The sequence below is a fragment of the Pantoea sp. FN0307 genome, assembly GCF_050113815.1.
In the GTDB taxonomy this organism is placed as follows: domain Bacteria; phylum Pseudomonadota; class Gammaproteobacteria; order Enterobacterales; family Enterobacteriaceae; genus Mixta; species Mixta alhagi.
On the sequence record NZ_JBNJSO010000011.1, the window covers coordinates 43,978 to 56,816 of the forward strand.

Annotated in this window: 9 protein-coding genes and 1 pseudogene; 9 read left to right on the plus strand and 1 reads right to left on the minus strand. The window is 58.6% G+C overall.

Annotated elements, in window-relative coordinates; translation table 11 throughout:
• Positions 1-141 precede the first annotated feature (141 nt).
• The 4 genes and pseudogenes from ACQE3Z_RS20195 to opgB all read left to right on the plus strand — a co-directional run.
• On the plus strand, positions 142-1,908 hold the full coding sequence (locus ACQE3Z_RS20195) for an FAD-dependent oxidoreductase (protein WP_426975162.1): 1,767 nt from the start codon (positions 142-144) through the stop codon (positions 1,906-1,908).
• Positions 1,898-2,737: a class I fructose-bisphosphate aldolase gene (locus ACQE3Z_RS20200; protein WP_426975163.1), complete on the plus strand. Its 840-nt coding sequence runs from the start codon at positions 1,898-1,900 to the stop codon at positions 2,735-2,737. Before ACQE3Z_RS20195 ends, ACQE3Z_RS20200 begins: the two co-directional genes overlap by 11 nt.
• Positions 2,738-2,827: 90 nt before the next feature.
• On the plus strand, positions 2,828-4,327 hold the full coding sequence (locus ACQE3Z_RS20205) for an FGGY-family carbohydrate kinase (protein ID WP_426975164.1): 1,500 nt from the start codon (positions 2,828-2,830) through the stop codon (positions 4,325-4,327).
• 147 nt (positions 4,328-4,474) lie between these two features.
• Positions 4,475-6,754, plus strand: a pseudogene (gene opgB, locus ACQE3Z_RS20210) (phosphatidylglycerol--membrane-oligosaccharide glycerophosphotransferase); the annotation flags it as partial.
• Here opgB and ACQE3Z_RS20215 read toward each other — a convergent pair.
• The gene (locus ACQE3Z_RS20215) at positions 6,741-7,811 is read right to left on the minus strand and encodes a LacI family DNA-binding transcriptional regulator (RefSeq protein WP_426975165.1); all 1,071 of its coding nucleotides are present in this window, start codon (positions 7,809-7,811) and stop codon (positions 6,741-6,743) included. The pseudogene opgB and the gene ACQE3Z_RS20215 overlap by 14 nt on opposite strands.
• Before the next feature lie 201 nt (positions 7,812-8,012).
• On the opposite strand from ACQE3Z_RS20215, the gene ACQE3Z_RS20220 reads away from it, so the two are divergent.
• The 5 genes from ACQE3Z_RS20220 to ACQE3Z_RS20240 all read left to right on the plus strand — a co-directional run bounded on the left by ACQE3Z_RS20220 (position 8,013) and on the right by ACQE3Z_RS20240 (position 12,744).
• Positions 8,013-8,831, plus strand: coding sequence for an ABC transporter substrate-binding protein (locus ACQE3Z_RS20220; RefSeq protein WP_426975166.1), 819 nt, complete (start codon positions 8,013-8,015; stop codon positions 8,829-8,831).
• Positions 8,832-8,911: 80 nt separating this feature from the next.
• Positions 8,912-9,742, plus strand: coding sequence for an amino acid ABC transporter permease (locus ACQE3Z_RS20225; protein WP_426975167.1), 831 nt, complete (start codon positions 8,912-8,914; stop codon positions 9,740-9,742).
• Positions 9,732-10,505, plus strand: coding sequence for an amino acid ABC transporter ATP-binding protein (locus tag ACQE3Z_RS20230; RefSeq protein WP_250651712.1), 774 nt, complete (start codon positions 9,732-9,734; stop codon positions 10,503-10,505). The genes ACQE3Z_RS20225 and ACQE3Z_RS20230 overlap by 11 nt, the downstream gene beginning before the upstream one ends.
• The gene (locus ACQE3Z_RS20235) at positions 10,505-11,575 is read left to right on the plus strand and encodes a Gfo/Idh/MocA family protein (RefSeq protein WP_426975168.1); all 1,071 of its coding nucleotides are present in this window, start codon (positions 10,505-10,507) and stop codon (positions 11,573-11,575) included. The genes ACQE3Z_RS20230 and ACQE3Z_RS20235 overlap by 1 nt, the downstream gene beginning before the upstream one ends.
• 41 nt (positions 11,576-11,616) lie before the next feature.
• Positions 11,617-12,744, plus strand: coding sequence for an NAD(P)/FAD-dependent oxidoreductase (locus tag ACQE3Z_RS20240; RefSeq protein ID WP_426975169.1), 1,128 nt, complete (start codon positions 11,617-11,619; stop codon positions 12,742-12,744).
• Positions 12,745-12,839: the final 95 nt, after the last annotated feature.

Sequence of the window (12,839 nt, forward strand, 5' to 3'; positions counted from 1 at the left end):
ACAGCATATTATCGATCCGGCTCACAGTTACGTATTTTAAGCCGCTGTTTTTTTGCCCTCTTCTCTCCCGGCGAAAATAATTGCAGAAGCAAGCCGTTAACGCTGAGCCTGCACAAATCGTGGCGGGCAGAGGAGAGAAGAATGCGGAAACAGGAAGTGGTGGTGAAGCGCAGCCGACAGGAAAAACTTGCTGCGCTGCGCCAGCATAATCGCGTGCCGGTGCTGGTTGTCGGTGGCGGCATTAACGGTATCAGCACCTTTCGTGAGCTGGCGCTGCAGGGCATCCCGGTGGTGCTGATCGAAAAGGATGACTGGTGTCAGGCCGCCAGCGGCGCGCTGTCGCGCATGATCCATGGCGGTCTGCGCTATCTGGAAACCGGCGAATTTGATCTGGTAAAAGAGTCGGTACAGGAGCGCGATCGTCTGCTGAAAAATGCCCCTCACTATGTTTCTCCGCTGCGTACCACGGTGCCGATCGATAGCTGGGGCGGCGGGCTGATTAACGCCAGCAAACGCTTTCTGCGCCTCGGCGAAAAGCCGACCCGTCGTGGCGCGCTGCTGATAAAAACCGGCCTCGCGCTGTACGATCTCTACACGCGGCAACAGGGCAGCATGCCGCGCCATCGCCTGAACAATACCGCCGAAACCCGCGCCCGCTGGCCCGGCTTTGCCGTCTGGGTGAAATACAGCGCCACCTATTATGATGCGTGGATCAAAGCGCCGGAGCGGCTTGGCGTCGAGCTGGTGCTGGATACGGAACAGAGTAACGCCGGGGCGCTGGCGCTGAATTATGTCAGTCTGGTGTCAAGCGACGGCGAGCGGGTAACGCTGCGTGATAACCTGACCAACACGCTTTTTACCCTTGAACCGCATGTGTTGGTCAACGCTACCGGCGCCTGGATCGATCACCTCAACCAGCAACTGGCCCCGGCCGATCCGCGCCGCCTGATTGGCGGCACCAAAGGATCGCACCTGATCATCGACAGTCCGGCGCTGCTGGCAGAGCTGCGCGATGAAATGGTCTATTACGAAAATCAGGATGGGCGCGTCTGCATTATGTTTCCGTGGTACGGCAAAGTGCTGGTAGGATCCACCGATATTCGCGTCGACGATCCGGAAAATATCGCCTGCACGCCGGAAGAGCAGCGCTATATCCTGGAGTCGCTGCACTTTATTTTTCCACATATCAACGTGAGCGCTGAAGATGTGGTGTACACCTTCTCCGGCGTGCGTCCGCTGCCTGCCAGCGATACGGAAATCAGCGGTCGCATAAGCCGTAACCACTCGCTGGTTTATTTCCCGCCGGATGCCAGCCACGATTTTTCCATCCTGAATCTGGTCGGCGGCAAATGGACCACCTTCCGGCGCTTCGGCGAACAGGCGGCAGATCGGGTATTAAAGCTGCTGGGTGAAAAGCGCCGACGCAGCACCGTCGATATGGCGATTGGCGGCGGTCGTAATTTCCCCTGCCATGAACGTCTGCCGATTTGGATCCGCGAGCTTAGCGATAAATATCAGCTGGCGGAACCGCGTGTGGCTCAGCTGGTGGATCGCTACGGCACCCGTGCCGAACTGCTGCTGCGCCTGATTGCCGCAGAGGACGAGCAGCCGTTGCAGCATCATGCCGACTACAGCGATACCGAGCTGCGCTGGCTGATCCATGAAGAACAGGTGGTCATGCTGGAAGATTTACTGCTGCGCCGAACCGCGCTGGGGATCTCTGGTCAGTTGACGCCGCCGCTAATGGCGGAGATCGCCCATCTGATGGCGCAGGAAATGGCGTGGAGCGACGCCTGTCGCCAGCAACAGCTGGAGATGACGCTCTCCCGTCTGGCGCGCCTGCATGGCGTCTCCGGTCTACGTTTAGCTTGCCAATCCCAACCCGCAGGAGTGTTGCATGTCGGTTAGCGCTAAAGTGCGGCTGAATCGCCTGTTTAAGCAGGGAAAATGCCTGGATGTGGCGATCGACCACGGCATCGCCAATGAACCCGATTTCCTTGTGGGGCTGGAGGATATATCCAGCGTGATGCGTAGCCTTATCGCCGCACAGCCGGACGCCATTCAGGTTAACTACGGTCAGGCCGATCTGCTCCAGCAGGCTGCTACGCCGAAACCGGCGCTGGTGCTGCGTACCGATGTCGGCAACGCCTATAACGCCGCGCGCCATCGGGAAATGTGGGCGGTGTTGCACAATCCGGAAGAGCCGATTCTGGCGGCGCTGCAGTTGGATGCGGCGGCGGTAGTGGTGAATCTCTACCAAATCCCCGATGAACCCGGCATCTTTCGACAGTGCGTGGAAAATATTGGTCGCCTGCGTCACGCCTGCGATAAATATGCCATGCCGCTGATGATTGAGCCGCTGGTGATGGCGGCGCAGGGCCAGGGGCCAGCCTACGGCTCGCTGGGCGACGCAGCGCAGATAGTGCCGCTGGTGCGGCTGGCGCGTGAGCTGGGGGCCGATATCATCAAAGCCGATCCCACAGAAAACGTGGAGGATTTCCACCGTGTGGTGGAGGCTGCGCGCTGCCCAACGCTGGTACGCGGCGGCGGCAAAGGCGAGCTGGGCGCGGTGCTGGAAAAAAGCGCGGCGCTGATGGCCCAGGGCGCAGCGGGTATGGTTTATGGCCGCAACGTTTATCAGCACGATAACCCAACGCGTGTGGTTAAAGCGCTGATGGCGATTATCCATCAGGGCGTCAGCGGCGCGGAAGCACTGGAGATCTACCGCCAGGCCTGACGCCGCTCCGGCGCTTAAGCAGTGCGCCATCGCATCGCCAGAAGGAAAGCGAAACAGTTCGCTTGCCGCCTGTAAACGCGAGGTATTCAGATGAGCCATTGCTTACTCGGCATTGATGCCGGCAATACCATGATCAAAGCCGTGCTGTTTGACACCAGCGGTCAGGTACTGTCGGTGGCGGGCTGCGCCGGAGAAACCCACCAGCCGCAGCCCGGCTACGCCGAACGGCCAGTAACCGATGTCTGGCACGGCGTGCAGCGGGCGGTACGCGACTGTCTGGCGCAGGCGGGCGATGCAGCCCGACGGGTGATCGCCGTCGGCGCGGCCGGACACGGCAACGGCCTTTACGCGCTGGATAAACAGCAGCAGCCGCTGCTGGGCATCCAGTCGATCGATATGCGCGCCGCAGGCCTGGTTAGCGAGCTGGAGCAGCAGGGGAATGCGGCGCTTATCTGGCAACGCGCCCTGCAAAAGCCCTGGCCTGCCGCCACGCCGGTACTGCTGCGCTGGTTGAAGCAATACGATCCGGCGTGTTATGCCCGCATCGGCCACGTTCTGTGCGCCAAAGATGTTATTAATCATTTTCTCTGCGGTGCTGTCAGCGCCGACTATTCGGACGCTGCCGGTGCCGGTCTGATCGACTATGCGCAACGCGGCTATAGCGCATCGTTGATGGCGCTGTATGGCGTGGAGGAGGCGCTGGCGCTGTTGCCGCCGCTGAACGAATCCTGTGCGGTAACAGGCCGGGTGACGCCACAGGCAGCCCGTTTAACCGGGTTGCCGGTTGGCATTCCGGTGGTAGCGGGCATTTTCGATGTGGTGGCGAGCGCGGTGGGTTCAGGCGTAGTGAGCTGTGGCGAAGCCTCGATTGTCGCCGGAACCTGGAGCATCAATCAGGTGGTGGTCGAAAAGCCGGAATATCGGCGTCCGGTGTTTATGAATTCCATTATTGAACGCGATCGCTATATGGCGATCGAAGCCAGCGCCACCTCCGCCGCCAACCTTGACTGGTTTGTACGTGAGTTTGATGATGGTCGGGGCGGCCAGGGCGCGGTACGCAGCAGCGATCTGGTGGCGCAGGTCAGGCCTGATATGCAGCTGCCGCTTTATCATCCTTACCTCTATTCCGGCCGTAAAGCAGGCCCGGCCAGAGCAGGTTTTTACGGGCTTGGCGGCTGGCATACCCGTGCCGATATGCTGTTTGCACTATTTGAAGGCGTAACCTTCGCCCATCGCGCGCACATTGATCGCCTGCATGCCGCTGGAATAGCGTTCAGCCAGGCTACCCTTTCCGGCGGCGCAGCGCGCAGCGCGGTCTGGCCCCAGATGTTTGCTGACGTGCTGGGCATTCCCATTCGCGTCGCGACCTGTATGGAGACCGGCGCGCTGGGTGCGGCCATTTGCGCTGGGGTCGGCGTCGGCTTATGGCCGAACCTGACCGCTGGCGTAACCCAGGCAGTTCAGCTTAATCCCGGTGTGCTGCTGCCGGATGAGGCGCGCCATACTTTTCACTCAAAGCGCTATCAGATGTTTAAAAAACTGGAGTTAGCCATGGACGATCTCTGGCATGAGGTCACGTCCGATGTCTGAATTTGCGCGCTCCGCCCGACAGTTGTGACTTCTCGTATTGCAGGGATATGACAGTCAGGATAGATTGAAAAAATTCTGTGATATCCCTGATAAAAAAAGCGAGCCTGGCGCCACTCATGTCGCCCGTTTCCGCATGAGGAAATCCCGTTGTCTGAACTCTTTTCAGTCATTTTATTTGTGGCATCCATTGCCATTTATGCTTACAAAGCCGGACGAAACACTTTTTGGTACCTTTCCCTGCTGCTGGTGCTGGGATTGTTTATCATTCTCAACGCCACGCTCTACGCCAGCAACTATTTTACCGGCGAAGGGATTAACGATGCGGTGCTCTATACCTTAACCAACAGCCTGACCGGCGCGGGGGTCAGTAAATATGTGCTGCCCGGCATCGGGCTGATACTGGCACTGTTTCTGGTGTTCTGTCTGCTCTCCTGGCTACTGCGGCGGCGCGGCGATCGCCCGCACCATTTCGGCTACAGCCTGCTGGCGTTGCTGCTGGCGCTTGCCTCGATTAAAACCACGCCCGCTTTTCAGCAGGTCGCCGACCTGTTCGTCTCACAGACACCTGGCGGCGAATCTGACTTTGCGCAGTGGTATCACGAACCGCAGAAGCAGATCGCTAACCCCAAATTCAACCTGGTTTATATCTATGGTGAAAGCCTGGAGCGCACTTATTTTAACGAGCAGGCATTTCCTCAGCTGGCGCCGGAGCTAAGCCGCCTCAGAAAGCAGCAGGCGCTGGATTTCGCGCAAACCGAGCAGCTGCCGGGCACCGAATATACCATTGCCGGTATGGTGGCTTCGCAGTGCGGCATTCCGCTGTTCGCGCCCTTTGAAGGCAACGCCTCCGCCTCGCTTTCCAGCTTTTTCCCACAGAATACTTGCCTTGGCGATATTTTAAAAAATTCCGGCTATCAAACCTGGTTTATCCAGGGCGCGGATCTGCGCTTTGCCGGAAAAGATACTTTCCTGAAATCGCACGGCATCGATCATCTCTATGGCTTACAGGAGCTAAAAGATCGGGTTGCGGACCCCGCCTATCGCAACAACTGGGGCTTTTATGACGATACGGTGATGGATGAGGTATGGCAAAAGTTCGAACAGCTGTCGCAGCAGAAACAGCGGTTTGCACTCTTTACCCTGACGGTAGATACCCATCATCCTGACGGCTTTATTTCCCGTAGCTGCCAGCATAAAAGCTACAGCTATGAAGGTAAGCCCAACCAGTCTTTCAGCGCCGTGGCCTGTAGTCAGGAGCATGTTGCCCGGCTAATTGAGCGCATTCTGGCATCGCCGTGGGCCAAAAATACCCTGATTGTGGTCTCCTCCGATCACTTGGCGATGAACAACACCGCGTGGAAATACCTTAACGCCCATCAGCGCGATAATCTGTTTATGGTTATTCGCGGCGATCGCGCACAGCCGCAGCTGTTGAGCATGAAACGCAGTTCGCTGGATAACGGCGCAACGGTGCTGGATCTGCTGGGCGGCGATAAGGCCATCGCCCTGGGACGCAGTTCGCTGTCGGATCGCTCGCTGTCGGAGCAGTTTGAGATGAAGAAAAAAGTGCTGGAATGGAAGCCGGATGTGATCCAGCTGTGGGGCTTTCCAAAACGTATCGAGCGCTTTCGCGTGGACCAGCAGAAAAACAGCATCAGCTTCTCCGGCGCGCACTTTAGCCTGCCGCTGCTGCTGAAAATCGGTAAAGACAAAGTTGAGCCGCTGCCGGAAGGCGAATATGCCGCGCCGCTGCGCTACCAGCTGGCTGACTTCGCCGCCGAAGATAAATTTGTCTGGGTGGATCGCTGCTTTAAGATGGCACGCCTGTGGCAGCCTGCGCTGGCCATATCCACCGACCTTTGCGTGGCGCAGGGGCAACTGGGTGCGCAGCCGCAGGTTCAGCATATTGATAAGGCGAACTATGAAAGCACGGTCAATATCCCTCAACGGCCGCTGGATAAGCAGCGCTGGCAGCAGAACGTTGCCGCGCTAAAAGTCGCCGACAACGATATTCGCTATCAGGCCGACAGCTTTAAATTCGACGTGCCGGGCGCGCCGCTGGCGGTGAAAGCGTTTAGCGGCCTCTCCCGTTCTGAAAGCTGGGGGCGCTGGTCCAACGCCAACCTCGCGCCGGAGGTGACAATTGAGTACGCCCGGCCGCTGCCGCCAAGTTTTGATCTGGTGATCCGGGCAAAAGCGTTTGGACCTAATGCCCGACATCCGATCCCGGTTCGTGTAGGCGATCAGCAGCAGATGCTAACGCTGGGCCATGAAGTCAGCACGGTAACGCTGCGCTTCAATAATCCTGCAGGCAGCCGCCAGCTGGTGATCGCCCCGCCGGAGCCGGAGCTTTCTAATGAAGGCAACATTATCGGGCAGGACCCACGCAAACTGGGGATCGGTTTGGTCAACATCAAAGTGGTGCCGGTCCGGTCGAACCCCGACGCAGATAGCGCGTCTCAAACTGCGGCATCGGACCAGGCTCTTCGCCACGGATCTGCGCAATAATCCGTCGTGCCGCCTCGCAGCCCATCTCATAGACGGGCTGCGCGATCACCGACAGCGGCGGCGAAACGATCTCCGTCCAGGGGAAATTATCGTACATTACAAACGACAGATCCTGTGGAATGCGCAGGCCGCGCAGATGGAACTCACGTAGCAGCGCCTGAGCAATCAGGCTGTCGGAAGCGATCACCGCCGTGGGTGGCGCGGCATCATCAAACAGCTCGCTGACGATACGCGCAACAGCCGCATCATCCAGCGCATTGGGTTTGATCAGCGCCGGAATAAAAGGCACCGCCGCCACGCTGAAGGCGCGCTCCATCCCGGCGATACGCTGGGCAACCGGCGTCAGCCCCATATCTTCCGGTCGGCGATAAGGTTCGCTGGAATTCATACTGGTGACGTAGGCGATGCGTCGATGCCCGGCCTCCAGCAGCTCCTGCGTTGCCTGCTGCGCTGAGCGGGTAAAATCGACGCCGATCACTTCAACATCCAGATCGTAAACCGCCCGATCAAACAGCGTGAGCGCCCGCCCTTCCGTCAGCACCTGAGTTAAATGCGCATTATCGCTGGCGGCTGAGCTGCTGGGGGCGACGATAATCCCATCCACCCGCTTTTCCAGCATAACGCGGACCGCCTCCTGCTCAATGCTCACCTGCTCATCGCTGTTGCTGAGGATAACGTGGTAGCCCGCCTGGCGCGCTACGTCCGAGATGCCGCGTAGCGCCAGGCCGAAATGCGGGTTTTCAATATCGCCCACTATCACGCCCAGCGTATTAGAGCGCCCGGTATTCATGCTGCGCGCCAGCTCATTGGGGCGATACCCCAGCCGCTCAGCCGCTGCCAGCACCCGCGTCATTACCTCGTCGCTGACCGCGCCGTAACCGCCCAGCGCCCTTGCCGCCTGCGCTTTTGATACCCTTGCCTCACGCGCTACATCGGCAGCGGTAGGCGCTTTCATTCGCATCATTTTACTTGTCATAATTAATTCGAATCACAGGTTGAAGGATCGATCGTTGACGGCTCTGAAAGGCTGTGCTTAATATCACTGTACCTGATTTGAGACCGGTCTCACAAGCGGACTTCTCACTAATCAGCACCTGCATTGAGACCGGACTCATACTAATTAAACGTCCCCGGTTTCAATAGTCGTTGATGTTTAGACAACAAAAACGGACTACTTATGAAATCGCACAACATCCTGTTCAGAATGGCCGTTGCGCTCATCGCCTCGGCTTCAATCGTCACTCTCTCCATCCCGGCCAGCGCGGCGGATAATAACCCTTATGGCCTGATTGAACCGGGTCATATGCGCGTTGCCAGCCTGGGCGATGCGAAACCCTACACCTTTACCGACGCCGCAGGCAATTTTACCGGCTTTGATATTGAGTTTTTTACCAACGTCGCTCACAGGCTGGGCATAAAACAGGTCGATTTTATCGGTCAGGATTTCTCCGGCATTCTGCCTGCGGTGGCGAACGGTCAGTATGATGCGGGCGTGGCGGCGATTGGCATTACGCCGGAACGCGCCAAAACCGTGGACTTCACGACCGGCTATCTTGCCGGCTATCTGTCGGTGCTGACGCGCAGCGACACCGGTATAAAGAGTGTCGATGCGCTGGTCAAACGGCGGCTGGGCGTGGTGCAGGGTACGCTGCAGGAGAGCTATGCGGTGAAGCATTTCCCGCAAACCGACCTGGTGCGTTTTCCCGATAACAATGCCGCCATCTCCTCGCTTAATAACGGCACGCTGGATGCGGTTTTCCTTGATTACGAGGCAGCCAAAAGCTACGCCGACCGCTTCAAACTGGTTCATGCGGCAGATATTCCCTCTTTTGATGCGCCTGCCGGCATCGCGATTGCTAAACAGAAACCGCAGCTAAAAGCCGCGCTGGATAACGCGATCAAAGAGGCGATGCAGGACGGCACCTGGAAACGTCTCTATGAGAAGTGGTTCCCGGGCTCACCGATGCCGAAACAGTACCTGCCCGACGCACAATAATACCGCCTGTTTAGCGAATAGCCCGATCCACCGGGCAGGGATATTTACATCCCGGCCCCTAAAAAAAGCGAGTGCTTACTATGGACCTGTTCGAGATTCTGTCGCGTACCTTCTTCGATTTCCCCTCGATGCTGGCTGTTTTCCCCCAGCTGCTGGGAACGGGGTTAATCAATACCTTGATCATCTCTCTTGCCGCCACGGTGCTGGGCACCACTTTTGGCCTGATTCTGGCGTTAATGGCGATTTCCCCCTCGCGCTGGCTGCGTTTGCCGTCGCGCATCTATACCGATCTGTTTCGCGGCCTGCCGTCGATTTTAACCATCCTGCTGATTGGTCAAGGGCTGGCGCGCTTTAGCTATCAGCTGTTTGGCCCTACGCCCTATCCGCTCGGTATTTTCGCCCTTAGTCTGATCGCCAGCGCCTATATGGGCGAGATTTTCCGCTCTGGTATTCAGAGCGTGGAAAAAGGTCAGCTGGAAGCGTGCCGTGCGCTGGGCATGAGCTATGCGCGAGCGATGGCGCTGATCATTATTCCACAGGGCATTCGCCGCGTGCTGCCTGCGGTGGTAAACCAGTTTATCTCCATCATCAAAGATTCTTCGCTGGTCTATCTGCTTGGGCTGATGGTGGGTCAGCGCGAACTGTTTCGCGTGGGGCAGGATGCCGCCGTGCTCACCGGCAACCTGTCGCCGCTGATGCTGGCGGGCCTGTTCTATCTGGCGATCACCGTGCCGATGACGCATCTGGTCAATGTGATCGATGAGCGCTATCGCAACGGCCGCCGCCGCGCCAGCACCCCGCAAAGCGGGCTGAAAGAAGTTGATGAAGTGCAACAGCACAGCGGAAAAGCGCTGGAGACTGGACGACCCGCCCCTCTCACCCGCCATCGGGAGCAACAGTATGCTGAATAATGCCTTAGCCGCAGATCCCCAGCAGGAAGCGGCATTTCACGGCGCCAGTCTTGAACTGCGCAACCTGACGCTGGCCTATGGTGATATCGAGGTGCTGCGCAACGTCTCGCTACAGATCCCGGCGGGCACCACCACCTGCATTATCGGTCCCTCCGGCTCAGGTAAATCCACGCTGCTGCGCGGTATCAACCGGCTGCACGAGCCGAAAGCGGGCGATGTGCTGCTTGCTGGCCGCTCGGTGCTGAAAGATAAACCGGACGCGCTGCGCCTGCGCATCGGCATGGTGTTCCAGCACTTCAACCTGTTTCCCGATCATACCGCGCTGCAAAACGTGGCGCTGGCACCCTGGAAGATCAAAAAGCTACCGAAACAGCAGGCGATGGCGATTGCTCGTTTGCGGCTGGATGAAGTGGGGTTAACGCAGCGCGCCGATCATCGACCGCGCGATCTTTCCGGTGGCCAGCAGCAGCGTGTCGCCATTGCCCGCGCCCTGGCGATGGACCCGGAGGTAATGCTGTTCGACGAGGCGACGTCGGCGCTCGATCCTGAACTGGTGAAAGGCGTCCTTAACCTGATGGCGGACCTTTGCCAGCGCGGCATGACCATGGTGGTGGTTACCCATGAAATGGGCTTTGCCCGCAAAGTTGCCGATCAGGTGGTGTTTATGGATGAAGGCGAAATCGTGGAAACCGGCACGCCGGAAGCGATCTTTGAACATCCGCAGTCGGCGCGCCTGCGCCGCTTTTTATCAGAGGTACTGTAATGGCGTTAATACAGGGAGAAATTCGTACTGCGGTGGTGGGATTCGGCATTTCCGGTCAGGTGTTTCACGCGCCGTTGCTCGCTGCCGATGCGCATTTTGCGCTGGACGTTATCGTTACCGGCGATGCTGAACGCCGGGCGCAGGCCCGACAACGCTATCCGCAGGCGCGGCTGGTAGCAAGCTGGGACGCGTTGTTACAGCTGATTGATGCGGGTGACGTTGAACTGGATCTGCTGGTGCTGGGCACGCCGCCGCAGGGTCATCGCACACAGGCGGAAGCTGCCATTGCACGCGGATTGCATCTGGTGATTGATAAACCTTTTGTTCCGCACAGTCGTGACGGTGAGGCGCTGCTCGCCGCCGCCCGGGCTGCCGGGACACTGCTGACGGTGTTTCAAAACCGCCGCTGGGACGGTGATTTCCTGACGGTGAAAAAGCTGCTGAGTCAGGATGCGCTGGGCGAAATCCGCACTTTTGAATCACGCTTTGAATGGTGGCGACCGCAGGGATTTGGCAACTGGCGCGACCACGCAACCATTGCAGAAGGCGGCGGCCTGCTGCTGGATCTTGGCAGCCATCTGATCGATCAGGCGTTACAGCTCTTTGGCCCGGTGGCCGACAGCTACGCCGAGCTGGCGCGCCATACGCAGCCCGCGCTTTCCGATGCCGACGAAGACAGCTTTGTGTCGCTGCTGCACGTTAACGGCGTGCGTACCCGGCTGTGGATGAACGGGCTCGCCGCGCGCCAGGGACCGCGTTTTCATCTGCTGGGCAGCCAGGCAGGCTTTAGCAAATGGGGACTGGATAATCAGGAGCCTGCGCTGGCGACCGGCATGACGCCGCTGGATGCCGCCTGGGGCCTGGAAGAGTCCAGCCGCTGGGGCACGCTGACCCGCAATAACCAGGATCGCATTATCGAGACCGAGCGCGGCGACTATCCCGCTTTCTATCGCCAGCTGGCGAATGCGTTACTGGAAGGTGCTCCGCTGCCGGTAGATGCCGCAGAGTCGCTGGCGGCGCTGCGTCTGATTGAAGATTTACATACCCGTTACGCCGTCCGCACTGCCTGAAACGGACAGCCTGTTTTCTTATCTGAACAAGGAAAATCGTGATGTCACTGAAAAATAATCAGAAACCTGTGGTGGTGATTGGCGGCGGCGCTATCGGCGTCTCCAGCGCGGTACATCTGCTGCGTCAGGGTGTGCAGGTAACGCTGGTTACCGAAGCGGCGCTGGGATCCGGCGCATCGGGACGCTCCCTTTCCTGGCTCAATTCCGCTGGAGAACGTGCGCGTGAATATCATGCGCTGCGTATGGCGGGCATCGATCGCTATCGCACGCTGTTTGCCCACCATCCCGATCTCCCCTGGCTGCGTTTTGACGGCGGCCTTTACTGGGCTGCGGATGACGATCGCGGTACCCAGGCGCGCCACGCATATGAAAAAGCGCATGGCTACGACTCTGCGCTGGTCAGCCCGGAAAATATCGATGCTTTTACGCAGAATATTGCGCCGCAGGCAATGGCTAACAGCGCCATTTATAACGCCGGTGAGGGCTGGGTGAGCCTGCCGCATCTGATTGGGTGGCTGATGGAAGAATTTCATCAGCGGGGCGGTCAACTGATTGAGCATGGCGGGAAGGCCACGGTGAAAACCGATGCCAGCGGACGCGTCTGCGGCATCAGCACCACGCGTGCCGGTGAGCTGTCGGCAGATAAAGTGCTGGTGGCCTGCGGGCCGCAAACGCCGGAGGTGGTTGCACCGCTTGGCGTCACTATTCCTGACGGCTCACCGGTCTCAATGCTGGTCACCACCGAGCCCGTTGATAAGCCGATTGAAGTGGTGATGAATACGCCACGCGCCGCTGTACGGCCCAACCCAGGCAACACGCTGGCAGTGGATCATGACTGGTATGAAGAGCATATTTCTGCTGTTGGCGATGGCGAATACCGTATCCCGAAGCCGGTGGTGCAGGAGCTGCTGGATGAAGCCAGCAAACTGATCGCTGGCAAGCCTGCACTGCGCGCCAGCGGCTGGAAGATAGGCCTGAAGCCGATTCCTGGTGATGGCAATCCGGTTTTTGGCGAGCTGCAAAAGGTGCCGGGCTGCTTTGTCGCCTTTACTCACTCCGGTGCCACGCTGGCGCTGATTGCCGGTGAGTTGCTGGCGGAAGAAATGATCAGCGGCGAGCCGCATCCCATGTTTGCGACCTTCCGTGCCGAGCGTTTTGCGCAGGCTTAAAAGCGACATCAGGCCGCACCGGTAACATATTCGGCCATTTAGGCGACTAAGCCCAAAGATACGCCCTAAGGCATCCTATTGATAAAGGTTGTTTT